This is a genomic window from Bacteroides reticulotermitis JCM 10512, assembly GCF_000517545.1.
Classification (GTDB): Bacteria; Bacteroidota; Bacteroidia; order Bacteroidales; family Bacteroidaceae; genus Bacteroides; species Bacteroides reticulotermitis.
Window position 1 is genome coordinate 61,384 of the sequence record NZ_BAIV01000016.1, and the last position, 24,713, is coordinate 86,096.

Annotated in this window: 17 protein-coding genes and 4 pseudogenes; 13 read left to right on the top strand and 8 right to left on the bottom strand. The window is 44.2% G+C overall.

The window, feature by feature from the left end:
- The first annotated feature begins 60 nt into the window (after positions 1–60).
- Together JCM10512_RS11120 and mtgA are read left to right on the top strand one after the other, a co-directional pair.
- A pseudogene (locus tag JCM10512_RS11120) lies at positions 61–734 on the top strand (OmpA family protein).
- On the top strand, positions 715–1,434 hold the full coding sequence (gene mtgA / locus JCM10512_RS11125) for a monofunctional biosynthetic peptidoglycan transglycosylase (protein ID WP_044163061.1): 720 nt from the start codon (positions 715–717) through the stop codon (positions 1,432–1,434). Before JCM10512_RS11120 ends, mtgA begins: the two are co-directional and overlap by 20 nt.
- A 112-nt stretch (positions 1,435–1,546) precedes the next feature.
- On the opposite strand, the gene JCM10512_RS11130 is transcribed toward mtgA, so the two are convergent.
- A complete protein-coding gene (locus JCM10512_RS11130) occupies positions 1,547–3,322 on the bottom strand; it encodes a hydroxymethylglutaryl-CoA lyase-like TIM-barrel protein (protein WP_044163064.1) in 1,776 nt (591 codons plus the stop codon).
- Between the two features lie 281 nt (positions 3,323–3,603).
- Positions 3,604–4,107, bottom strand: a complete 504-nt coding sequence (locus JCM10512_RS11135; protein ID WP_044163066.1) for an RNA polymerase sigma factor — start codon at positions 4,105–4,107, stop codon at positions 3,604–3,606.
- Between the two features lie 220 nt (positions 4,108–4,327).
- Here JCM10512_RS11135 and JCM10512_RS11140 point away from each other — a divergent pair, with 220 nt between their 5' ends.
- A complete protein-coding gene (locus tag JCM10512_RS11140; protein WP_044163154.1) occupies positions 4,328–4,828 on the top strand; it encodes a DUF4251 domain-containing protein in 501 nt (166 codons plus the stop codon).
- A 59-nt stretch (positions 4,829–4,887) separates the two neighbouring features.
- On the opposite strand, the gene JCM10512_RS11145 is transcribed toward JCM10512_RS11140, so the two are convergent.
- Positions 4,888–5,511 carry a trimeric intracellular cation channel family protein gene (locus JCM10512_RS11145; protein WP_044163068.1) on the bottom strand — a complete coding sequence of 208 codons (624 nt, stop codon included), beginning with the start codon at positions 5,509–5,511 and terminating at the stop codon, positions 4,888–4,890.
- A gap of 85 nt (positions 5,512–5,596) precedes the next feature.
- On the opposite strand from JCM10512_RS11145, the gene JCM10512_RS11150 reads away from it, so the two are divergent.
- From JCM10512_RS11150 to JCM10512_RS11165, 4 genes are all read left to right on the top strand, one after another.
- Positions 5,597–6,682: a UDP-N-acetyl glucosamine 2-epimerase gene (locus JCM10512_RS11150; RefSeq protein ID WP_044163156.1), complete on the top strand. Its 1,086-nt coding sequence runs from the start codon at positions 5,597–5,599 to the stop codon at positions 6,680–6,682.
- A gap of 101 nt (positions 6,683–6,783) precedes the next feature.
- A complete protein-coding gene (locus tag JCM10512_RS11155) occupies positions 6,784–9,360 on the top strand; it encodes a DUF5686 and carboxypeptidase-like regulatory domain-containing protein (protein ID WP_044163070.1) in 2,577 nt (858 codons plus the stop codon).
- Between the two features lie 2 nt (positions 9,361–9,362).
- Positions 9,363–10,634: a replication-associated recombination protein A gene (locus JCM10512_RS11160; RefSeq protein ID WP_044163073.1), complete on the top strand. Its 1,272-nt coding sequence runs from the start codon at positions 9,363–9,365 to the stop codon at positions 10,632–10,634.
- Between the two features lie 48 nt (positions 10,635–10,682).
- A complete protein-coding gene (locus tag JCM10512_RS11165) occupies positions 10,683–11,639 on the top strand; it encodes a D-2-hydroxyacid dehydrogenase (RefSeq protein WP_044163075.1) in 957 nt (318 codons plus the stop codon).
- Between the two features lie 170 nt (positions 11,640–11,809).
- Here JCM10512_RS11165 and cydB read toward each other — a convergent pair whose 3' ends face one another.
- The 3 genes and pseudogenes from cydB to JCM10512_RS11180 all read right to left on the bottom strand — a co-directional run bounded on the left by cydB (position 11,810) and on the right by JCM10512_RS11180 (position 14,788).
- Positions 11,810–12,952, bottom strand: a complete 1,143-nt coding sequence (gene cydB / locus JCM10512_RS11170; RefSeq protein ID WP_044163079.1) for a cytochrome d ubiquinol oxidase subunit II — start codon at positions 12,950–12,952, stop codon at positions 11,810–11,812.
- 26 nt (positions 12,953–12,978) lie between these two features.
- A pseudogene (locus JCM10512_RS11175) lies at positions 12,979–14,531 on the bottom strand (cytochrome ubiquinol oxidase subunit I).
- Positions 14,532–14,551: 20 nt separating this feature from the next.
- Entirely contained in the window at positions 14,552–14,788 is a 237-nt protein-coding gene (locus tag JCM10512_RS11180) for a DUF4492 domain-containing protein (protein ID WP_044163082.1), read from the bottom strand.
- 224 nt (positions 14,789–15,012) lie between these two features.
- On the opposite strand from JCM10512_RS11180, the gene JCM10512_RS11190 reads away from it, so the two are divergent.
- From JCM10512_RS11190 to JCM10512_RS11215, 6 genes and pseudogenes are all read left to right on the top strand, one after another.
- Positions 15,013–16,413: a TolC family protein gene (locus tag JCM10512_RS11190; protein ID WP_044163087.1), complete on the top strand. Its 1,401-nt coding sequence runs from the start codon at positions 15,013–15,015 to the stop codon at positions 16,411–16,413.
- 49 nt (positions 16,414–16,462) lie between these two features.
- A pseudogene (locus JCM10512_RS11195) lies at positions 16,463–17,688 on the top strand (efflux RND transporter periplasmic adaptor subunit).
- Positions 17,689–17,703: 15 nt separating this feature from the next.
- Positions 17,704–18,450: an ABC transporter ATP-binding protein gene (locus JCM10512_RS11200; protein ID WP_044163158.1), complete on the top strand. Its 747-nt coding sequence runs from the start codon at positions 17,704–17,706 to the stop codon at positions 18,448–18,450.
- A gap of 12 nt (positions 18,451–18,462) precedes the next feature.
- Positions 18,463–19,681, top strand: a pseudogene (locus JCM10512_RS24595) (ABC transporter permease).
- Between the two features lie 18 nt (positions 19,682–19,699).
- A complete protein-coding gene (locus JCM10512_RS11210) occupies positions 19,700–20,749 on the top strand; it encodes a sensor histidine kinase (protein ID WP_044163092.1) in 1,050 nt (349 codons plus the stop codon).
- A gap of 18 nt (positions 20,750–20,767) precedes the next feature.
- Positions 20,768–21,469, top strand: a complete 702-nt coding sequence (locus JCM10512_RS11215) for a LytR/AlgR family response regulator transcription factor (protein WP_044163094.1) — start codon at positions 20,768–20,770, stop codon at positions 21,467–21,469.
- A gap of 998 nt (positions 21,470–22,467) precedes the next feature.
- On the opposite strand, the gene pgl is transcribed toward JCM10512_RS11215, so the two are convergent.
- Together pgl and zwf are read right to left on the bottom strand one after the other, a co-directional pair.
- The gene (gene pgl, locus JCM10512_RS11220) at positions 22,468–23,175 is read right to left on the bottom strand and encodes a 6-phosphogluconolactonase (protein WP_044163095.1); all 708 of its coding nucleotides are present in this window, start codon (positions 23,173–23,175) and stop codon (positions 22,468–22,470) included.
- On the bottom strand, positions 23,172–24,668 hold the full coding sequence (zwf, locus tag JCM10512_RS11225; RefSeq protein WP_044163098.1) for a glucose-6-phosphate dehydrogenase: 1,497 nt from the start codon (positions 24,666–24,668) through the stop codon (positions 23,172–23,174). The genes pgl and zwf overlap by 4 nt, the downstream gene beginning before the upstream one ends.
- Positions 24,669–24,713: the final 45 nt, after the last annotated feature.

Here is a 24,713-nt window from a genome sequence, read left to right on the forward strand (position 1 = left end):
CTTTGCATTGTTATTGGAAGAAAGCATTTAAAATTATAAACCTATTAAAAACTTTGTGTTATGAACAAGATGAAATTTATGGTTTTTTCATGAGTATCACCCTATTATTTAGCGGTTGTGCCAGCATGAACAATACAGGAAAAGGCGCCGTTATCGGTGGTGGTTCCGGTGCTGCACTAGGCGCAATCCTAGGTGGCGTGATCGGTAAAGGTAAAGGCGCTGCAATCGGTGCTGCAGTAGGTACTGCTGTAGGTGCAGGTACTGGTGCGCTTATTGGTAAGAAAATGGATAAAAAAGCTGCCGAAGCTGCTAAGATTCAAGGCGCACAGGTAGAAAAAGTAACGGATACAAACGGACTTAGTGCTGTAAAGGTTACATTCAGCTCGGGTATTTTATTCCCATTCAATTCGTCTGCTCTGAGCAGCAACTCAAAAACGTCTTTGGCTGAGTTCGCAAACTTGCTGAAAGAAGATCCGACACTGGATATTGCTGTTATCGGTCATACTGACAAAGTAGGTACTTACGAAGCTAATCAAAAGGTTTCTACAGACCGCGCTTTCTCCGTACAGAAATACTTGCAACAATGTGGCGTAGCTCCTGTTCAGTTTAAAGAAGTGAAGGGAGTAGGTTTCTCAGAATACAACGATTCTGAAACTGCCGAGCAAAACCGTCGTGTAGAAGTTTATATGTATGCCAGCGAACAGATGATTAAGAATGCGGAAGCCTCTAATTAAAAAAATTCTTCGCTACATTCGTAACTTGCTGGTATTCTTTTTCGTGTCGACCATTCTCGCAGTGGTAGCTTACCGGTTTATTCCGGTGTACGTTACCCCATTGATGGTGATACGAAGTATAGAGCAGTTATTTGCAAAAGATAAACCCACGTGGAAACACACGTGGGTTTCTTTTGACAAAATCTCCCCTAACCTGCCAACTGCCGTCATCGCTTCGGAGGATAACCGATTTGCGATACACAATGGCTTCGACTTTGTCGAGATCAAAAAGGCAATGAAGGAGAATGAGAAACGCAAAAGAAAAAGAGGGGCAAGTACAATCAGTCAGCAGACTGCCAAGAATGTATTTCTATGGCCGAAATCGTCGTGGGCACGAAAGGGCTTTGAGGTATACTTCACGTTTATGATTGAGTTATGCTGGTCGAAGGAACGAATTATGGAAGTTTACCTGAACTCAATCGAAATGGGAAAGGGTATATACGGTGCGGAAGCGACCGCCAGACAGAAATTCGGGACGACTGCCGCCAAGCTTTCGAAAGCACAAAGTGCTTTGATTGCGGCTACGCTACCGAACCCAATCCGTTTTGACTCGGCAAAGCCATCGAGCTATATACTGAGACGACAGACACAGATCATGCGGTTAATGAATCAGATGCCGCCGTTCCCTCCTGCAGAAAACAAGAAAACAAAGAAGCGATGAACAAGCTATATACTTACTCTCATTCCCTGAAGAGAAGTTTATAGCGTGTTCATCGCTTCTGTTTTATATTGACCCGACTCGCAGCTCTGCGGCAAGAGGAATCAAACGGTCATCAGGCAATTACCTCACATCTTTCGATATAAGCCAACACATCGCCTTTACGAACTACGGCTCCTTGTTTGGCGCAGATCTCAATGATACGGCCGCTAAAGTTAGCCCACACCTTATCGAAAGTGTTCCAAGGCGTAGCAATGTAGCAAAAGACATCATTGGGCTCATACTTATGCCCTACTTCGGGTGCCATGGAGGTGGAGTTGATATCTACTTCCCATAAGATTTGTCCCCGTTCCATAGCGGTAATAGGTTCTGCTTTTGCACGCTTCAACCGTCTTACTTCATCTTCGGAGAATCCTTGCTTAGCCAATGCAGCGTCTTTAGCACGTTGCAGATCGTCTTGGAAGCGTTTCTTAGCTACGCCCGATTTATAGTCGCGATATTGACGATCGTGCATGGCAAGCTCGAATAATTCTTCATCATCCGGTCCGAGTTCCCAGCCGTTTTCTTTCATTTCTTTGCGGTACTCATCCAGTTGGTCGGGATAGTTCTGTTGCGGGTCTTCGTCTGTAAACTCATATCCTTTTTCTTTGGCCAACTCGATAATTTCCAGTGCAAGCGCTCCGGGCAAACGACCACTTTTACCTAAGATCATATCCCAAGTATGATTGTCGATCATAGTCCAACGATCTTCGCCCTTAATAAGAGACATCACATTCATCAAAGCCACATTCTTGACGTATTGGCTGAAAGGTGTCACCAAAGGAGGATAACCTAGCTTAGGCCAAACGTATTCGACTTCATCAAACAGCATAACCAATAGATCGTCGAGACTCAACTCGGGTTCGTTCTTTGATTTCAGGATCATATTGATACCGGAATGTACACCTTTGAGGTCGGCCATCATAGATCCCATCATACCACCGGGAAGTCCGCACTTCAACAACAAGGACGACATATGCTTGTTGGTAGGGTCCATGAAGTAACCTAAGAAGTCGTCGATAAACTCTTGAGTCATGGCGCGTGCCTTCATATAGGCTTTCATGTTGATTTCAGGAACTTGGAAACCAGCATCTTTCAGCATAGCCTGAACAGAAATCACGTCCGGATGAACTTTTCCCCACGACATGGGTTCCATGGCTACATCAATAATATCGGCTCCGTTCTTACAAACTTCCAAGATAGATGCCATCGATAATCCCGGACCACTGTGTCCATGGTACTGAATGACCACTTCGGGATGGCGTTCGCGGATTGCTTTGGTAAGTCGGCCCAGCATATCGGGACGACCAACGCCTGCCATGTCTTTCAAGCAGATTTCAGGAGCACCTGCTTCAATCAATTGGTCGGCAATGGCGGTGTAGTATTCTACCGTATGCACCGGTGAGAAAGTAATACACAAGGTGGCTTGCGGAATCATGCCGGCTTCAAGTGCGTAATGAATGGAAGGAATGATGTTACGAACTTCATTAAGCCCACAGAAGATACGGGTGATGTCTACTCCTTGAGCGTGTTTCACCTTATACATTAGACGACGTACATCGGCAGGTACGGGATACATACGCAAACCGTTTAATCCACGGTCGAGCATATGGGTTTGGATACCTGCATCATTAAATGGTTTAGTAAATGCCCGCACGGCTACATTTGGGTTTTCACCATACAATAGGTTTACTTGTTCGAAAGCACCTCCATTGGTTTCGACGCGGGCAAAACAACCCATCTCAACTATCAATGGGGCGATCTGGACTAGCTGGTCAACACGAGGTTGATACTTACCGGAAGACTGCCACATATCCCGGTAAACGAGACTGAATTTTATTTCCTTTTTCATTGCTTTAAACATTAGATTAGAACTGTAATTAAATGGATAACTAGCCTCTACAAATATACGGAGTTATTTGACACAATGATACAAATTAAGCAAAAAAAAACACTTAAAAAGTGTGCTTAATATCATAATGGTAGAAAACAAGAAAGGAGTACCTTCAACAGTACTCCTTCTTCATAAAATGGAAAACTAAAATTGCTATCCCAACCCAAGTTTAATCAAAAAAACATCTTTACTATACTTTTGGTTATCAGATCATTCCATCAAATACTCCTAGTCAAAACTCATGCGAAATCTTTCAAATCTTGCTGCAACCGTTGACGAGTGAAGAATATGCGACTTTTTACGGTTCCAAGGGGAAGATTCAATCTTTCGGCAATTTCACGATATTTAAAGCCGGCGATATGCATAGAAAATGGTACGCGATATTCTTTCGGCAAGGAATTAACAACGCGATGCATCTCTTTCAAATCGTAAGAACTCTCGGTGTTGTCGAAACCGGAGCCTTGCGGAAGATTTAAATGATAAAGATTATCGGTTTGGTCTACAAAAGTCTGATCACGCATAACTTTGCGGTAGTTATTTATAAATATGTTACGCATGATGGTATACATCCATCCCTTAAAGTTTGTATCCGGCGTATATTTATCTTCATTATCCAATGCCTTTAGTGATGTTTCTTGCAATAAATCATTCGCTTCCTCATGATTCGATGTTAACTTATATGCAAAACGAAACAGTTCATCTTGAACTCCTATTAAATCTTTTCTGAAACTCAAATTTTTCATACTCAAATACTTTTAATGTTAATATTCCGTTTCTTTCTCGTCAAGGGCAAGTTTACTGAAATTATTAGGATTTGAAGGGCTGAATTTTATCATACTTTAGGGGAAAAACTATCAAAAAACAGTTTTCGGGTGGTATTTGATAGTTTTCGGGCATACTTTCTTTTTATTTTTCTTAATTTTGGAAAGGAAAATAGGTTTCACTTTTAAAAATGTAACAGGTATGAAAGTAAAAAATCTTAGACTTATCACACTACTTATCTTATTACTTGGAGCAGTGGGTCTTTCCGCTCAAAGTAAAAAAGAAAAAAAAGAGCAGATGAAACTAGTTGTAAAAGAACTTCTTACATCAGAAAAATACAAAATTTACGCGAATACGGCTTTCCCCATGCGCGGGCGTTCAATTCCTTTGTCATCGCCTTATGCGCTTGAGGTCAGAAACGACTCGGTAATTTCGTATTTACCTTATTTTGGACGGGCATACAGCATACCTTACGGTGGTGGTGAGGGGCTGGTATTCAAAGCTCCTCTAAAAGACTATATCATGGAGCCAGGTAAGAAAGGAAGTTCTAAAATCAAATTCTCTGCACGCACGGCTGAGGATAAGTATGACTTCAGTATTTCGGTATTCGATAATGGGGCTGCCAGCATCGACGTAATGATGCAAAACCGCCAATCAATCTCTTTCAGCGGGGAAATGGATACGAAAACCGCTGAGAAATAAGTTATTCAATCATGTTTCCGACGATCGGCCTGCGCCTTTCGTCGGATTTTTTATTTATGTCATTTCTTATGGTCTTCATGCCCTTTCAGAATGGGTAGGCAGATCTGGTATTTCACAGCTAGGATGCGGGTGATGAATACCGAAATCCCTCCTGCAAGCTGACAAACATAGGGCTGCATACCGATGAAATCGCAGATCCAATAGGCTATGCCACCTATAACGCAGGCAATGGCATAAATTTCTTTCCTGAAAATAAGGGGGATCTCATTAATAAAGACGTCACGAATGACTCCTCCCGCAGCTCCGGTAATGCTACCCATAATAATAGCGACCCAAAAAGGATAGCCCAGTGAAAAACTTTTGCCGACACCGACTACGGTAAACAGGGCGAGTCCGATGCTATCGAATATAAAAAAAGTATTATTCATGCGAATCAATACCTTTCCGAAAAGAATCACACAGCCTAATGCCAACGCAGTACAGACTAAATATATGGGGTCGAGCATCCAGGCAGGGGTAACATCAAGCAACACATCGCGAATGGTTCCTCCACCAATAGCTGTAGCCAGTCCTACGACATAGGCTCCAAACCAATCGAAACGTTTGGCGGAAGCTAGGCGTATGCCGCTAATGGCGAATGCAAATGTGCCGATAAAATCAAGTATTTGAACGAAAGTAGGCATAAATTTGTTTTTTGTCTACAAAGTAACGAATAAATTCCGTAAGAAACCGTACTTTTGTTTTTCCAATATAGATTTAGAATACGATATGAAGATAACTATTGTTGCTGGGGCACGTCCCAATTTCATGAAAATAGCTCCCATCACACGTGCAATTGACAAGGCGCGTGGACTGGGTAAAAGTATTTCTTACAGACTGGTATATACGGGTAGAAAGGATGACACAAGCCTGGACGCATCTTTATTTGCCGATCTGGATATGAAAACGCCCGATGTGTATTTGGGTGTTGAGGGTAGTAACCCGACGCAAATGTCGGCTGCTATCATGATTGCTTTTGAACAAGAACTAACAGAGAATCCGGTTCATGTTGTGCTTGTGGTAGACGACCTGAATGCCACGATGAGTTGTGCTATCGTAGCTAAAAAGCTAGGGGTGAAGGTAGCGCATCTGGTAGCGGGCATCCGCTCTTTTGATATGAATATGCCAAAAGAGGTGAACCGCATGATTACGGACGGGTTGTCGGACTACTTATTCACAGCGGGTATGGTAGCCAACCGTAACTTGAATCAAACGGGAACCGAAACCAATAATGTTTATTACGTAGGTAATATCTTGATTGATACCATCCGCTACAATCGAAACCGGCTACTGAAACCGGTATGGTTTTCGGTACTGGGACTGAAAGAAAATGCGTATCTCTTATTTACACTCAATCGCCGTGCATTGCTCAACGATCCGGACAACCTGCGTAAACTGATTGAAACAACTCTCGCACACGCGAACGGAACTCCGGTAGTTGCTCCTCTGCACGCTTACGTAAGTGATGCCATTAAAGCAATGGGTATCGATGCACCGAACTTTCACATTATGCCTCCGCAAAGTTATCTATGCTTTGGCTACCTGATGAATAAGGCGCAAGGGATTATCACCGACTCGGGCAATGTGGCTGAAGAGGCTACCTTCCTGGGCATTCCTTGTATTACACTCAACACGTATGCCGAACATCCCGAAACTTGGCGCATGGGAACGAATGAACTGGTGGGAGAAGATTCGGAGGCACTTGCCAAGGCCATGGATACTTTAATGAGAGGGGAATGGAAGCACGGAGAACTGCCCGAACGCTGGGATGGTCGGACTGCCGAACGCATTGTGCAGATTTTGACGGAAGAATAGAACACTGTTTGCAAACAACAAAAAACGATGAGTAAAAAAAGTTATATAAACACACATCTTATCAGTTATTTGCTAACTTTGCAGCCTCTACTACGAACGTTATGAAATTGAAATACAATAAATTAATCATTTTCTTTCTATTTGTATTCCTCGCTCCGCATGCTTTTGCGCAGCAGATTAAAGGACTTGTCACAGACTCTTTGACACATGAGCCACTCATGTATATCTATGTCTTCTACCAAGATAAACGGGATATTGGGACTGTGACTAATATTGACGGAGAATACAAGTTGGAAGCCCGTAAGAACGGGGGAACGCTGGTTTTCTCGGCTGTGGGATACAAACCTCAAACGGTAAAGGTGGCTCCGGGGAGCCATACGGTTAATATCCAACTGAGCGCCGAAAACATTCTACTGAGCGAAGTGGTGGTGAAACCAACCAAAGAAAAGTATTCCCGTAAAAACAACCCGGCTGTGGAGTTCATGAAGAAGGTGATTGAGCACAAAAAGGCTCAAAAGCTTGAGGAAAACGACTACTACCAGTACGATAAATACGAGAAAATGAAGATGTCGATCAACGATCTGACACCGGAGAAGCTCGAAAGAGGGATATATAAGAAATACTCTTTTCTGAGAGATCAGGTAGAGGTTTCGGAAACAACCAATAAGCTTATTCTGCCAATATCGGTACAGGAAACGGCTTCTCAGACAATCTTCCGCAAATCGCCGGAAAACAAAAAGACAATTATAAAAGGAAAGAACTCGAACGGAATTGAAGAATTCTTTTCGACTGGTGATATGTTGGGGACGGTGCTGAAAGATGTTTTTTCGGACGTTAATATCTATGACGATGAAATACGTTTGCTGCAACAACGCTTCGTCAGCCCGATTGGAAACAATGCGATTTCGTTCTACAAATTCTACCTGATGGATACGCTGATGGTTGATCGGAACGAATGTGTGCACCTTACTTTTGTCCCGCAAAACTCACAGGATTTTGGTTTTACGGGACATCTTTATGTCTTGAACGATTCGAGTTATGCGGTACAGAAATGTACGATGAATCTTCCTAAGAAAACAGGCGTAAACTTTGTGAACCGAATGGACATCATTCAGCAGTACGAACAGTTACCGAACGGTAACTGGGTTTTATCGGACGATAACATGACTGTGGATATGTCGTGGAACTCAAATAAGACGTCGGGCGGTTTGCAGGTGGAACGAATCACGAAATACAGCAATTATGACTTTACTTCGATAGAGCCTCGCCTATTCCGTTTGAAAGGACCTATCATCAAAGAGGCGGATATGCTTTCGAAGAGTGATGAGTACTGGGCTAGTGTGCGCCAGGTGCCTCTCACGAATAAGGAAAGTACGATGGACCTATTCGTGAATCGCCTTGAACAGATTCCGGGTTTTAAATACATTATTTTCGGGGCAAAGGCGCTAATTGAAAACTTCGTGGAGACGGGAACCAAAGAACATCCGAGCAAGGTGGACATCGGACCGATCAATACAATGATCTCGAGCAACTATATTGATGGAACACGCTTCCGCCTAAGTGCCATGACTACGGCCAATCTGCATAAGCATTGGTTTATGAATGGTTATGTGGCATACGGTTTAAAAGATGAGAAATGGAAGTATAGCGGAACAGCTACTTATTCGTTCAACAAACGCGACTATGTGGTATGGGAGTTTCCGAAACATTTCATTTCGGCAACGTACAGCTACGATGTTATGTCGCCCATGGATAAGTTTCTGTTCACGGACAAAGACAACATCTTCCTTTCGATGAAGACGACTACGGTCGACCAAATGTCATATATGCGTGACGCTACCATCAATTACGATTTAGAGACTCCTACCGGATTCGGTGTGAAGGCAATGCTTCGCCATCGAAATGATGAACCGACCGGTAAACTGGAATACTTGCGCAACGATGCCGAACAGACAAGGGTGCACGATATGACGACTTCGGAAGCCAGTGTGACTTTCCGTTACGCTCCGGGCGAATCGTTTGTAAACTCCAAACAGCGTCGTGTACCGGTATCACTGGATGCGCCTGTTTTCACGTTAACACATGCAATGGGTTTCAAAGGGATATTAGGTGGTGAATACAATTTCCACCGTACCGAAGCCAGCATATGGAAACGCTTCTGGTTGTCTTCTTCTTGGGGTAAAATTGACTGTAGTATTAAAGCGGGTGCCGAATGGAATACGGTTCCGTTCCCACTCCTTATCTTACCGGAAGCTAACTTATCTTATATTACACAACGGGAAACATTCTGCCTTATTAATAATATGGAATTCCTGAACGACCGCTTCGCTTCAATGTCTGTATCGTACGACATGAACGGTAAGTTGTTCAACCGTATTCCGTTACTTAAGAATCTGAAATGGCGGGAAATGTTTCGTGTACGTGCGCTGTGGGGTTCGCTGACGGATAAGAACAATCCGTTCAAAAGCGATAATCCGGACTTGTTCCGCTTCCCTACTCGCGACGGTAAATTCACCAGTTTCGTAATGGATCCGAAAGTACCTTATATAGAAGGTAGCGTAGGTATCTACAATATATTCAAATTACTACATATTGAATATGTGCATCGTTTCACATACTGTGATAACCCGGGCATCAACAAGAACGGTATCCGCTTCATGGTATTAATGGTCTTTTAACTATGCAACCTTTAGCAGAACGACTACGACCCAGAACATTGGATGAATACATCGGCCAGAAGCATTTAGTTGGGCCAGGTGCTATCTTGCGCAAGATGATCGACGCAGGACGCATCTCTTCATTCATTCTTTGGGGACCTCCCGGAGTCGGAAAAACAACCTTGGCGCAAATCATCGCTAACAAACTGGAGACTCCTTTCTACACACTGAGTGCGGTAAGCTCCGGCGTAAAGGATGTGCGCGAAGTGATTGAACGTGCTAAAAGCAATCGCTTCTTTTCACAAGGTAGCCCGATTCTTTTTATCGATGAAATTCACCGCTTTAGCAAATCGCAACAGGATTCTCTGTTGGGAGCCGTGGAACAGGGTACGGTAACGCTGATCGGTGCTACGACCGAGAACCCGTCTTTTGAGGTGATACGCCCTCTCCTATCTCGTTGCCAACTATATGTGCTAAAATCTCTTGAGAAGGATGATTTATTGGAACTGTTGGAACGGGCTATCGTAACCGATTCGGTTTTGAAGGAGCGAAAAATCGAATTGAAAGAAACTGCGGCTATGTTACGCTTTTCGGGTGGAGATGCCCGCAAACTGCTGAATATTCTGGAGCTTGTAGTAGAATCGGAAGGTGAAAATACGGTGGTAATTACCGATGATAAAGTGACGGAGCGTCTGCAACAGAATCCATTAGCCTACGATAAAGATGGGGAGATGCACTACGACATCATTTCGGCTTTCATTAAATCAATCCGGGGAAGTGATCCCGACGGTGCGATCTATTGGTTGGCGCGAATGGTTGAAGGGGGCGAAGATCCGGCTTTTATTGCTCGCCGACTGGTTATTTCCGCCTCGGAGGATATCGGATTGGCAAATCCGAATGCCTTATTACTCGCAAATGCCTGCTTCGAAACGCTGATGAAGATCGGATGGCCGGAAGGAAGAATTCCTTTGGCTCAAACGACGATTTATCTGGCTACAAGTCCTAAAAGCAATTCAGCTTACTCTGCCATAGATGACGCGTTGGCCTTGGTACGCGAAACGGGTAACTTACCTGTTCCTCTGCATTTGCGAAACGCACCAACCAAGCTAATGAAACAGCTCGGTTATGGAGATCAATATAAATATGCGCATAGCTATGAGGGCAATTTCGTTGAACAACAGTTCTTACCGGATGAGGTGAAGAACCGACGAATCTGGCAACCTCAGAAAAATGCTGCCGAACTAAAGCTTGCGGAACGAATGCAACAACTTTGGGGCGAACGGTACAAAAAGTAGCTGCGGCATAATCGAAACTCAAATGAAATACACTAACAACACACTTATATGAAAATAGTAGTTTTAGACGGCTATGCCGCCAATCCCGGTGATTTATCCTGGGAAAGTCTGAAAGTTCTAGGAGATTGTACCGTTTACGAACGTACAGCTCCCAACGAAGTTCTGAAACGTGCTGCAGGGGCGGAAGCTATCCTGACTAATAAAGTGGTAATTAACGCTGAGCAGATGGATGCTCTTCCCGGTTTGAAGTACATCGGTGTACTGGCCACCGGATACAACGTTGTGGATACAATTGCCGCCAAAGAACGAGGCATTGTAGTTACCAACATCCCAGCTTATAGTACCGATTCGGTAGCGCAAATGGTATTTGCCCATATACTGAACATTGCCATGCAGGTAAAGCATCATTCGGATGAGGTACGCAAAGGTCGCTGGACTCACAATGCAGATTTCTGTTTCTGGGATACACCTCTCATGGAGCTACGCAAAAAGAAGATTGGCTTGGTAGGATTGGGACACACCGGTTATAATACGGCTCGTGTGGCGATAGGCTTCGGTATGCAGGTATTCGCATATACTTCTAAGTCGCACTTCCAGTTGCCTCCCGAAATCAAAAAGATGGAATTGGACGAACTCTTCAGTGAATGTGACATCATCAGTTTGCATTGTCCGCTGACTACAGAAACGCATGAGTTGGTTAATGCACGTCGTCTGGCTCTGATGCAACCTTCAGCGATTCTAATCAATACCGGACGCGGACCGCTCATTAACGAACAGGATCTGGCGAACGCTTTGAACAACAACCGTATTTACGCCGCCGGTGTAGATGTGTTGTCCACAGAACCTCCTCGCGCTGATAACCCGCTGCTAACAGCTAAAAATTGCTACATCACTCCGCATATTGCCTGGGCTACTACGGAAGCACGTGATAGATTGATGAATTTGGCAATTAGCAACCTGCAAGCATACATTGCCGGAAAGCCTGAAAACGTTGTAACCAAATAAGGTTATTATTGATCCAAACAGAAGGTTATTTTAAAAAGCCTTCGCTATTATAAGAAACTCCCCCGCTACAGCTTGTTGTAACGGGGGAGTTTTCGCATTATACTTTTGAGACAGTCTCTATCTTATGAATCAATGACCGGACAGAATATCCGAATGGATTGATTCGATTCTTAATAGGAGTGTCCACCTTTATTCATCTCTTCTTCCGTAATTTTATGACGGTCTAAGCTTCTCCATGCGTAGAAGATGTAAGCGATCACAAATGGAACCATAATGGAAACATAAGCCATCGTCTTCAATGTAAACTCGCTGGAACAGCTATTTGCCAATGTCAGCGAACTTTGCAAATCGGTACTCGACGGATAGAATGCTGTGTTATTATATCCTGCAACCAAGAACAATGCAAGAACTGTAAACACGGTACCAATACCTGCAAACCAAATTCCTTTCGTGAACTTATCTTTCAGAATCGTTTTACCGATACCAAAGAGTACCAATACCACGCCGATCAGGAATAGAATCAGAATAGCAGGCATTTCAATGAAATTGGTGAAGTATTTATAAGGCTGCATATAGACTTGCAACGTATCCGGATTGACAGCGAACCCTTCGGCGAACAAGGTACGAATGACAAAGGCTAAAAAGAACACAAGGAATAAACCTGCGTTCACAACCAAAGCACGACGACATTTGTCTGTGAAGGTTTTGTCTACGATATTGTTTATGAAATAAAGGATTCCCAACACACGCGCAAGGAAGAAGACAGCCACGCCGAGAACCACATTCCAAATGTTAGTCAAGGCATCGAGTCCATGCCATCCATTCCCCCACTGGCTGATAACCGGCATCAGGGTATCGGTCATATTGGCTTTATTTACGTAAAAATCGGAGCCTGTGAAGAAGGTAGCCACAGCACCTCCCAGCAATACGGGACCTACTACGCCATTAATAACCAAAAAGACTTGATAGGTTTTCTTTCCCAATAGATTGCCGGCTTTACTCTGAAACTCGTAACTCACAGCTTGCAGCACAAAGCTGAAAAGGATGATCATCCAAAGCCAGTAAGCTCCACCGAAGCTGGTACTATAAAACAAAGGGAATGAGGCGAAGAATGCTCCACCGAATGTGACCAATGTGGTAAAAGTGAACTCCCATTTCCGCCCGGTCGAGTTGACCATCATCTTGCGTTGAGTTTCGGTTTTGCCTAAGCTAAACAGCAATGAATTCCCTCCCTGCACAAATAATAGGAACACAAGAATGGCTCCTAGCAAGGAAACGACGAGCCACCAATATTGTTGAAGATATATATACATAATAATTAAGTATTAGGGTTCAAGGATTACTGTTTTAACTCCGGTCCTTTCTTGATGGCACGCAGCATGATACCAACTCCGGCAATCAGCATAACGGTAAACAAGAAGAGGAAGATAAAGAAAGTAGTCTGCACCGAACTAACATCGAGTTTGGAGATAGCAGCTGAAGTGGGAAGCATATCACGTATGGCCCAAGGCTGACGTCCACATTCGGCCACCACCCAACCGGCTTGCCCGGCGATATAGCCCAAAGGAATAGTTAGCAAAGCGATCCAATGCATCCAGCGCATCTTACTCAAGTCTTTCCGATAGGCTAAGAAAAGCACTACTGAGAAAAACAAGATGAAATATCCGCCTAGAATCACCATAATACGGAATGCGTAGAAGTTGAGAGGAACATTAGGCACCAGATCATTTACATTCTTGATGTATCCGTAGCCGAAATAGGAGATATTCTCCATCAATACCGTATAAGCTACTTTGGCATCTTCGTCATTACCGGCATTTTTCGCAGCTCGATAAGCCGCTAAAGCGCCGATAGCTATTTTTCCACGTTCGATCTTCTCCACAGCCGAAAGGGCTTTCGTACCGTCTTTGAGTTCGTATCCGCCTTCAATAATATTTGTAATACCAGGCACATACGCATTCAAATCGCGCTCGGCAAGGAAGATAACAGGCTGGGTATTTCGACTCTAAATAAGAAGGGGTCTTTGCCGTCATTGTATGTTTTCTTTTCGGGGTTTAATGCAGCGACTGCTACCAGCCCCACGCTATTGCCACCTTCGTACAATCCTTCTACGGCGGCTAACTTCATGGGTTGTGTCTGTGCAATTTGATAGCCGGAACCATCGCCAGTCCAAACAGCAAGCAGAGAAGATACTAATCCGAAAACGGCACCGATTTTAATGCTCGCCAATGCAAAATCCCGATTGCGTTTCTTCAACAGAAACCAGCATCCGACACCGACTACAAACACAGCTCCCAACACCCAACCGGAAAGTACCGTATGGAAGAACTTATTAACGGCTACGGGAGAAGTGGCTACTGCCCAGAAATCGACCATCTCATTACGCACTGTGTCCGGATTGAATTGCATACCTACCGGATGTTGCATCCATGCATTGGCTACCAGAATCCACCAGGCGGAAATCGTTGCTCCAAACCCGGTCAGCCAGGTAGAGGCTAAGTGGAAACGCTTGCTTACTTTATCCCAGCCGAAAAACATGACTGCGATAAATGTGGCTTCCATGAAGAAAGCAAGAATACCTTCAATGGCCAACGGAGCACCAAATATATCACCTACAAACCAAGAATAATTACTCCAATTCGTACCAAATTCGAATTCCAGAATTAAGCCGGTTGCCACACCAATGGCAAAGTTTATCCCGAACAGCTTCATCCAGAATTTAGCGGTATGCTTCCAAAACTCATTTCCCGTTTTATAATACAGCGTCTCCATAACACCCATCACGATAGCTAGTCCGAGGGTGAGTGGAACAAAAATCCAATGGTACATAGCCGTCAATGCAAATTGGGCTCTCGACCAGTCGATTAACGAAGTGTCAATACTTTCAATCATAATTATATCGCGTTTAATAGTTAAAAATCTGCCTTATTTTCGGGAATAGCTCTCCGTATCAACTCATTGCCAACATAGTTCCCTTTGTCAGGGTCATCGGACTGAGTAGCTATAAAGTCGGGAAAGAAAAACATTTTGAGAATAAAAAACATAACAAACAGTTTCAGTAGGATAATGATCCATAAGGTACGCCCCAAGGTCATGCTGCGGAATCCTTCCACATAAAAAGTCCATATTGAAAGTAATGTATTCTTCATATAATCGGCTTTTCAATTGTAATAGATACAAATATACAATTTTTATAAATAAAACAATTAATTTCCTTAAAATGTTGCACCCTTCTTCTTGTTTTTTCTGTTACGGCCCTCCTATCGACAGAAAAAAAACATTTAACGGCGAAATTACCTAATCCGTCTATCGTTTTTGCACGCATTATAGTAAGGACATAATTTTGCCGTATAATTTTAAAGAATCAAAGGATATGATAAATGTAAGAAGATTGACAGTGATAACACTTCTTGCCGGAAGCATGCTACCGGGCATATTTGCGCAGAGTACTTCTGCACAGACAGTTGCCGGCAGTCGCAATGAAGTGCAACTCCCGTCTCAGTGGGATTTGCAGACATGCATAGACTACGCGCTACAGCAGAATATCACGATTCGCAAGAATCGTGTGAATGCGCAAAGTAGTCAGATTGATGTGAAGACGGCTAAAGCTGCCTTATTTCCGAACTTATCTTTTTCGACAAGCCATAACGTGGTGAATCGTCCCTATCAGGAGACTAGCAACATGGTGAGCGGAAGCGAGATTATCAGTAGCAGCAGCAAAACAAGCTACAACGGTAATTATGGTCTGAATGCTTCGTGGACAGTCTATAACGGGAATAAGCGATTGAACACGATCAAACAGGAGAAGCTGAACAGTCAGGTTGCCGAATTGGATGTTGAAACTTCGGCCAACAGCATTCGCGAGTCGATTGCACAGACTTATGTGCAGATTCTATATGCTGCGGAGTCGATCAAGGTAAACGAAAACACCTTGAAGGTTTCGGAAGCTCAACTTGCTCGTGGAAAGGAGTTGTTAGCTGCGGGAAGCATTTCTAAAAGCGATCTCGCCCAGTTGGAAGCGCAAGTTAGCACTGACCGCTACCAACTCGTAACGGCAGAAACCACTTTAGCGAACTATAAACTGCAATTGAAACAACTTCTCGAACTGGATGGAGAGCAGGAAATGAATATTTACCTGCCTGCCCTGTCTGATGCGAATGTGCTGACTCCCCTGCCAACGAAGCAAAATGTATATACAAGTGCACTCACGCTACGTCCTGAGATTGAGGCAGAGAAGTTAAATGTAAAAGCATCGGAGTTGGGAATCAGTATTGCCAAGTCAGGATATACGCCAACGGTCAGCCTCAGCGCAGGTATAGGAACGAACCACACCAGTGGTAGTGACTTCACCTTTGGCGAACAGGTTAAAAATGGATGGAACAATTCACTCGGTTTATCGGTCAGCGTACCGATCTTTAACAACCGCCAGACTAAAAGCGCTGTACAGAAAGCAAAGCTGCAATATGAAACAAGTATGCTGAATCTGCTCGACGAACAAAAAACGTTGTACAAGGCGATTGAAGGCTTATGGTTGGATGCCAACTCGGCACAACAACGGTATGTCGCTGCCATTGAGAAACTGAAAAGTACGCAAACGAGCTATGAACTCATCAGCGAACAGTTTAATCACGGCATGAAGAATACAGTAGAACTCCTCACCGAAAAGAACAACTTGCTGCAAGCACAACAGGAGCAGCTACAAGCCAAGTACATGGCTATACTGAATACGCAACTCCTGAAGTTCTATCAAGGTGAAGAGCTGACTCTAAATTAGAAGTGACGTGAACAAATAGGATCATATAATAATGTAAAACATAGGAAGAATGAAAAAAAAGAAGATCATCCTCATAGCCGTGGCAGTAGTCGTGGTAGCCGGCGTGGGAGTCTGGTTCCTCAAAGAGTCACCTGCCAAGCATAAAGTGACTTATGCGACCGCGACTGTCAGCAAAGGGGAAATATCAAATTCAGTGACCGCCACGGGGACTATCGAACCGGTAACGGAAGTGGAAGTGGGTACACAGGTATCGGGTATTATCGATAAGATTTACGTGGACTACAACTCCACCGTGACTCAAGGTGAGTTGCTTGCCGAGATGGACCGGGTGACATTGCAAAGCGAACTCGCTTCGCAGAAAGCAACGTATGATGGTACAAAGGCCGAATACGAATATCAGAAGAAGAACTACGAGCGGAGCAAAGCGCTGCATGACAAATCGCTGATTAGTGATACGGAGTACGAACAAACTCTTTACAACTACCAGAAAGCGCAAAGTGCTTTTGACAGCAGCAAGGCTTCGTTGGCCAAAGCGCAACGCAACTTATCGTACGCAACGATCACTTCACCCATCAACGGAGTCGTTATAAGCCGTGCGGTTGAAGCCGGACAGACGGTAGCTTCGGGCTTCGAGACACCAACCCTTTTCACCATTGCGGCGGACTTAACGCAAATGCAGGTAGTAGCCGATGTGGATGAAGCGGATATAGGTGATATCATCGAAGGCCAGCGCGCTACTTTCACAGTCGACGCTTATCCGAATGACACATTTGAAGGAAAGGTAACTCAGATTCGTTTGGGTGACGCAAGTAGCAGCAGTAGTAGTTCAAGCTCAAGCAGCACCGTGGTCACTTATGAAGTGGTTATTTCCGCACCGAACCCCGATCTAAAACTGAAACCGCGCCTAACTGCCAATGTTACGATTTACACGCTGGACAAGAAAGATGTACTGTCTGTTCCTAACAAAGCTTTACGCTTCACACCCGAAGTACCGCTTATCGGTAAAAATGACATCGTGAAGGATTGCGAAGGCGAACATAAAGTCTGGACTCGCGAAGGCACAACCTTTACAGCGCATCCGGTGGTAGTGGGAATAAGCAACGGAGTGAGTACGGAAATCATCAGTGGAGTTGCAGAAGGAACTTCTATCATTACCGAAGCGACCATAGGTGTCATGCCGGGAGAGAATTCTCAAGTGGCAGTAAGCAGTGAAAAGAGTAGCGGTGAAAAGAGCCCGTTCATGCCTACCCTCCGGGGAGAAACAAAAAGAAATAAAACCACCGAAGCCTTATGTGTAAAAAAGTAATTGAACTTCAACAAATCAAACGAGATTTTCACGTTGGTGACGAAATTGTCCACGCATTGCGGGGTGTTTCATTCACAATCAACGAAGGAGAATTCGTCACCATCATGGGGACTTCCGGCTCGGGTAAATCGACGCTGCTGAATACGCTCGGTTGTTTGGACACCCCGACAAGTGGAGAGTACTTTCTCGACGGGATCGCCGTGAGAACTATGGGCAAACCGCAACGGGCCACTTTGCGAAACCGTAAAATCGGCTTCGTTTTCCAGAGTTACAATCTACTTCCTAAAACGACTGCTGTGGAAAACGTGGAACTCCCGTTGATGTACAATGCAACTGTCACTGCTTCCGAACGGCGTCAGCGAGCGATTGAATCTTTACAGGCTGTGGGATTGGGAGATCGGTTGGAACATAAATCCAACCAGATGTCCGGTGGACAAATGCAGCGGGTAGCTATTGCCCGTGCATTAGTCAACAATCCGGCAGTGATCCTAGCCGATGAAGCAACCGGTAACCTGGATACACGAACATCATTCGATATCCTGGTTCTTTTCCAAAAGCTTCATGCCGAGGGACGCACGATTATTTTCGTAACGCACAATCCGGAAATCGCTCAATACAGTAGCCGAAACATTCGCCTGCGAGATGGGTATGTGACAGAGGATACCATCAATGCTAATATTCTATCGGCGGCAAAGTCTCTGGCAGCTTTACCAAAGAATGATGAAGATTAAACGACTAAAATTATGAATGGAACCAATCTATTTAAAATAGCACTTCGAGCATTGGCTAACAATAAGCTACGTGCCTTCCTTACTATGCTCGGCATAATAATAGGTGTAGCTTCGGTTATTACCATGCTTGCCATCGGACAAGGATCGAAGAAAAGCATTCAGGCGCAAATATCCGAGATGGGATCGAACATGATTATGATCCATCCGGGTGCGGATATGCGTGGAGGAGTTCGCCAAGACCCCTCTGCCATGCAGACCCTCAAACTATCCGATTATGAATCTCTGCGCAACGAGACCAGCTTCTTGTCGGCCATCAGCCCAATGTTTCCTCATCCGGACAATTGATTGCCGGTAACAACAACTATCCGTCGTCGGTTAGCGGTGTGGGAACAGAATACCTGGAGATACGTCAGCTGAGTGTTGAAAATGGAGAGATGTTCACCGAAGCTGACATACAGGCCTCGGCAAAGGTTTGTGTTATCGGTAAAACGATTGTAGACAACCTCTTCCCGGATGGAAAAGATCCGGTTGGCAAAGTGATCCGATTCAATCAGATTCCTTTCCGGGTAGTGGGCGTACTCAAAGCCAAAGGGTATAACTCAATGGGTATGGACCAGGACGCAGTTGTGCTGGCACCCTACACCACTGTGATGAAACGCTTGCTTGCCGTAACTTACCTACAAGGTATCTAGCTTCTGCGCTGACGGAAGATATGACTGACTACGCAACCGAAGAAGTCACCACCATTCTCCGCCGTAATCATAAGCTGAAGGAGTCGGACAGTGATGATTTTAGCATTCGTTCGCAGCAAGAGTTGAGTACGATGTTGAACTCTACCACCGATTTAATGACTACCCTACTCGCCTGCATTGCCGGCATTTCACTGGTAGTAGGAGGAATTGGAATTATGAACATCATGTATGTATCCGTTACGGAACGTACACGAGAAATCGGGCTGCGTATGTCCGTAGGTGCCCGGGGAGTAGATATTCTAAGCCAATTCCTAATCGAAGCTATCCTGATCAGTATCACAGGAGGTATCATTGGGGTTATTATTGGCTGCGGTGCAAGTTGGCTTGTCAAGAGTGTGGCACATTGGCCTATCTTTATTCAAGCATGGAGTGTATTCCTTTCTTTTGCCGTCTGCACGGTCACCGGAGTATTCTTCGGTTGGTATCCGGCAAAAAAAGCAGCTGATTTAGATCCGATAGAAGCTATTAGATATGAATAAAATAGTATCTTTGTCTACATGAAGAAGACCTTTATATCTGCACGTCGTCCCTTGGAAGCACTGATACATATTATCAGCTGGGGGATTATGTTCGGCTTTCCGTTCTTTTTTATAGATCGTGAGAACGGCAGTATGAACTGGATGGCGTACGTACGCCATGCCGCCGTACCGCTGTCTTTCATGATCGTGTTCTACGTCAATTATTTCCGGTTGGTGCCTCGTTATCTTTTTCAGAACCAAGCCAAAAGATATATTCTATACAACATCATCCTGTTGTGTGTGGTAGGTCTTCTCATCCGGCTTTGGCAAAGTATAACGTTCGACCCGGCTATGTTCCCGAAACGACCAAATATGCCGCCGGGATGGCTCTTCTTCGCTCGTGACATGCTAAGCCTCACCTTTACCGTTGGACTAAGTGCAGCCATTCGCATGAGTGGCAGGTGGACAAGGGCGGAAGCAGCCCGCAGGGAAGCAGAACGCAACCGGACGGAAGCAGAATTGAAAAACTTACGCAACCAACTCAACCCGCACTTCTTGCTCAATACGCTTAATAATATTTATGCATTGATCGCATTCGATACAGATAAAGCTCAGCAAGCGGTGCAGGAGTTGAGTAGGCTACTTCGGTACGTACTATATGATAATCAACAGACGCAGGTCCCGTTGTGCAAAGAAATCGATTTTATCCGCAACTACATTGAGTTGATGAGAATCCGCTTATCGGCTAATGTGAAGATGATGACTTCTTTTCAAGTCGAACCGGACAGTCAAACCCTCATCGCCCCTCTCCTTTTTATCTCGTTGATAGAAAATGCGTTCAAGCATGGGATCTCACCAACCGAACCCAGCTATATCGACATTTCACTATCCGAAGAAGAAAACGAGGTGATTTGTGAGATACGCAACAGCAATCATCCCAAATCGACTATGGACAAAAGCGGTTCGGGCATCGGGCTCGAACAGGTTAGCAAACGATTGGAGTTGCTATACCCCGGCCAGTATGTTTGGGAAAAGGGAGTCTCAGAAGATGGAGAGGAGTATTACTCTCGGCTCAGTATCAGACATTAAGTATAAAAAGACCAAGATATGACGTTAAATTGCGCAATTGTTGATGATGAACCTCTGGCATTGAATTTGCTGGAGAGTTATGTGAACAAGACTCCGTTTCTGAAGTTATCGGGCAAGTATTCCAGCGCTGTACAAGCTATGAAAGAATTGCCTGAGCAACAAGTGGACCTCTTATTTCTGGATATACAAATGCCGGAACTAAATGGATTGGAGTACTCGAAAATGGTCGATCCGCACACGCGTATTGTTTTTACCACTGCATTTGATCAATATGCCATCGATGGTTATCGAGTCAATGCCCTCGATTATCTGCTAAAACCTATCTCGTATGTCGACTTTTTGCAAGCAGCCAACAAAGCTTTGCAATGGTTTGAGTTGACTCAAAAACCGGCGGAAGAGATCGACAGTATCTTCGTTAAAAGCGATTATAAACTGGTACAGATAGAACTCAGCAAAATCATGTACATCGAAGGATTGAAAGATTACATTAAAATTCATACAGAGGGAGTGGCCAAACCAGTTCTCTCACTAATGAGTATGAAGGCTATGGAAGAACTTTTGCCTGCTACACGTTTTATACGCGTGCACCGCTCGTTTATTGTTCAAAAAGATAAGATACGGGTTATCGATCGCGGACGAATTGTCTTTGATAAAACGTATATTCCTATAAGTGATAGCTACAAACAGAGTTTTCAGGCTTTTCTAGATAAAAGGAGTTAATCTTGTACCATTTATCGTCAAAAAGTTGATTTTTATCGATAATAGTTTGCTAAAGTTTATTTAATATGTAACTTTGCAACGAACAGAATGGGATTGTGAAATTCCAAAATAGAATAGTTTAGTTAAGTCTAGTTTAGTTTTTGTGTTGAAGGGCTTCCTCGTCGGCGGACGATCTAGGAAGCTCTTTTTACATTCTAGCTATCAGATACTTACACTTCTAAATCGAACTATTTCCATCTCTATCAGTAGCTATATTTAAGAGGTCAAAGCGTCACTTTTGACGCTATTTAATGGTCGGATTATGGTCGGATAGTAGTGGGATAATAAGCTTACTAAAAAGTTGAGGATTATGATTCTGAAACACCATAGTAACAAGTCCCATACATAAGTTTATTTTTTGCCTTCAGCTTTCAGTTTTCCATCTAACAAACTAATATACAACCAAATAAGGCTGAAACCTAGGCTGAATACAATGCATAGAGGTTTCAGGTCGCAGATTCATTGAACCGTTTCAATTGGTACGACTGATCGCAATAGAGAAACAAGGCTGAAAGCTGAATCTGCTTAGCCTTCAGGCAAAACAACTTATAAATCAGCTCATTACATTCAAAACTGAAAGCTGAAAGAGAAAATCAAAACTCTATTTTTCCAGCTATTTTCACTCGATATTTTCGAGAAATTGGCTCCAATTGCTTTTTTATAAAAGTATGATCGTTCATGAATCGAAGTTGTAGAGAGAAGTTATAAAAAGAAAGACAGTCGCTCTGCGTCTTCTAAGCTTTACTCAGACGTTCTATCAGAATAGTTCGGGGATTCCAAAACAAGTAATGCATTGAATCAAATGCCCGGGGCATTCGGTCTTCTTCCCCTCGGCAATCGAATGAATAGCCCCGGGCTTTCTACGAAATGCCCGGGGCTATTCCAAGTAAATACCAGCCGATGCGATGGATGCACTCATAAACACCACTCATCTTATCAGCAAGTGTTATTAAGCTATCTTACAGTTTAGAGGCTGCTCCTTCGTCAATAAAGAGTTCCACATTTCTAGCACGATGAGCGATATAGGCTGCCGGGCCGACATCTCCTAGATGACAAATGTTGCTCACTACATCGGCTTTCTTCTTACCGGTAACCAAAAATATAACGCGCTGAGCGTTTAGAATCGGTAAACCGGTCAATGCGATTCTTTGCTGTCCATTATTGGGATTGCGACTGACAACATACATTTCACTCGAGGACAAAAACTCTTCTTGCCCCGGAAAAATGGAAGAAGTATGACCGTCATCTCCTACTCCCAGCAGAACAATATCAAACTCCGGCCAACCGTTTTTATTGGGTACTTGCGCCTGAACTAAGGCAGCATACCGTTTGGCTTCATCAGCCGGTTTGTTCTCCCCTTGAATCCGGAAAATGTTCGCATACGATAGCGGTGCATGTCCCAATAACAAGTTGCGCGTCATTCCATAATTACTGTCGGAATCTTCAGGAGGAACACAACGCTCATCCACCCAATAAAATCTCATACGCTCCCAAGGGGTAATGTCAACGTATTCGTTCGCCCATAAGTCGAACATCAAAGCGGGGGTTACTCCTCCGCTTAAAGCTATATGAAAGATCTTTGCCGGTTCTTCGTTCATCAATTGCACGATATGCAAAATCAATGCTCGTGACGTTTCAATGGCCGAAGAGGAAACTGTTTGTTTCATAATTCACAATATTGATCGGTATTCGTTAGATTCTTACAAGGATTAGTCCATTCGGCACCATGCTCCTGCATCATCGCTTCACTCTCGAGCGGTCCCCAAGTTCCGGCCGGATAGCCATAAAGCGGCGCATCCTGATTATTCTTCCAGAAGCGAAGTATCGGATCGAAGAAACGCCACGAGGCCTCCACAGCATCACTACGTGTAAACAGCGTCGGATCGCCTTGAATGCAATCATCAATAAGACGGGCATACGCATCGCCCCCCGGTAAGCCGCCAAGTTGGTCATAGCTGAAGTCCATCATCACTTGTTTCACTTCAAATCCGGCACCGGGAACTTTCATCCCGATCTTAAGCACAACTCCTTCATTGGGTTGCACACGCATAATAAGCTTATTCGCACGCGGATACTTTCCTTCCGCAGAATGGAACATCTGATGAGGCGTCTCACGGAAATGTACCACGATCTCTGTAACTTTGGTAGGCATCTGCTTACCTGTACGAATATAGAACGGAACTCCACTCCAACGCCAGTTGCTTATCCCCAACTTCATGGCAATGTAGGTTTCCGTACGCGAATCGGGGGCTACCCCTTTCTCTTCACGATATCCCTTCTTACTACCGGACTCGGTATACTGTCCGCGCACAATATGTTCGTTGAAATCGACTTCGGTCAGCGGAGTCAGTGATTCATACACTTTCGCGACTTCGTTGCGGAAAGTATCGGCATTGAACACAGCAGGAGGTTCCATAGCCGTTAAGGCTACTAACTGAATCAAGTGGTTCTGCACCATATCGCGCAAAGCACCGGCATTTTCATAAAAGCCGCCACGCTGTTCGATACCCAGATTCTCAACAGCAGTCACTTCTACATAATCAATGTAGTTCCGATTCCAGAGCGGTTCGAAAATGCCGTTCGCAAAGCGAAATGCCAATACATTCTGCACGGTTTCTTTACCCAGAAAGTGGTCGATGCGATAAATCTGATGCTCGGCAAAAACAGAAACATATATTTTATTCAGCTCCTGAGCTGATTTCAAATCATACCCAAAAGGCTTCTCAACGATGATACGCGAATGAGGGCTATTCAGTTTTGCCTTCTTCAAATGCAACGGCACTACCCCATACAACGAGGGAGGAGTAGCCAAATAGAACAGCAGATTGTCGGGCTGCTCATCACCCGTCAGGTCAACCAACCGTTGACGCATTAACGCATATCCTTCTGCTTCGGCAGGGTCCATCGACAAATAATATAGGTGGGAAACGAATGACGACATCAATTCTTCACTCTGCTCCTCACTTTTCACAAATTGCCGTAATTCCGCCAATATATACGAACGGTAATCTTCGTCAGAATACGGCGTACGTCCGATACCTAAGATTGAATACCCTCCGGTAAGTCTTCCATCCTTGTGTAAAGAATATAAGGCCGGCATCAATTTGCGCTTAGTCAAATCGCCCGAAGCACCCAAAATAATCATTGCAAAATTATTCATAATCTTTTCTTTTCAACGAGGCGTCTGCTGAAAGTCGTCTCAAAA

Coding starts and splice junctions, on each gene's coding strand:
- mtgA (WP_044163061.1), top strand. CDS start 715: ATGCGGAAGCCTCTAATTAAAAAAATTCTTCGCTACATTCGTAACTTG.
- JCM10512_RS11130 (WP_044163064.1), bottom strand. CDS start 3,322: ATGAAAAAGGAAATAAAATTCAGTCTCGTTTACCGGGATATGTGGCAG.
- JCM10512_RS11135 (WP_044163066.1), bottom strand. CDS start 4,107: ATGAAAAATTTGAGTTTCAGAAAAGATTTAATAGGAGTTCAAGATGAA.
- JCM10512_RS11140 (WP_044163154.1), top strand. CDS start 4,328: ATGAAAGTAAAAAATCTTAGACTTATCACACTACTTATCTTATTACTT.
- JCM10512_RS11145 (WP_044163068.1), bottom strand. CDS start 5,511: ATGCCTACTTTCGTTCAAATACTTGATTTTATCGGCACATTTGCATTC.
- JCM10512_RS11150 (WP_044163156.1), top strand. CDS start 5,597: ATGAAGATAACTATTGTTGCTGGGGCACGTCCCAATTTCATGAAAATA.
- JCM10512_RS11155 (WP_044163070.1), top strand. CDS start 6,784: ATGAAATTGAAATACAATAAATTAATCATTTTCTTTCTATTTGTATTC.
- JCM10512_RS11160 (WP_044163073.1), top strand. CDS start 9,363: ATGCAACCTTTAGCAGAACGACTACGACCCAGAACATTGGATGAATAC.
- JCM10512_RS11165 (WP_044163075.1), top strand. CDS start 10,683: ATGAAAATAGTAGTTTTAGACGGCTATGCCGCCAATCCCGGTGATTTA.
- cydB (WP_044163079.1), bottom strand. CDS start 12,952: ATGTATATATATCTTCAACAATATTGGTGGCTCGTCGTTTCCTTGCTA.
- JCM10512_RS11180 (WP_044163082.1), bottom strand. CDS start 14,788: ATGAAGAATACATTACTTTCAATATGGACTTTTTATGTGGAAGGATTC.
- JCM10512_RS11190 (WP_044163087.1), top strand. CDS start 15,013: ATGATAAATGTAAGAAGATTGACAGTGATAACACTTCTTGCCGGAAGC.
- JCM10512_RS11200 (WP_044163158.1), top strand. CDS start 17,704: ATGTGTAAAAAAGTAATTGAACTTCAACAAATCAAACGAGATTTTCAC.
- JCM10512_RS11210 (WP_044163092.1), top strand. CDS start 19,700: ATGAAGAAGACCTTTATATCTGCACGTCGTCCCTTGGAAGCACTGATA.
- JCM10512_RS11215 (WP_044163094.1), top strand. CDS start 20,768: ATGACGTTAAATTGCGCAATTGTTGATGATGAACCTCTGGCATTGAAT.
- pgl (WP_044163095.1), bottom strand. CDS start 23,175: ATGAAACAAACAGTTTCCTCTTCGGCCATTGAAACGTCACGAGCATTG.
- zwf (WP_044163098.1), bottom strand. CDS start 24,668: ATGAATAATTTTGCAATGATTATTTTGGGTGCTTCGGGCGATTTGACT.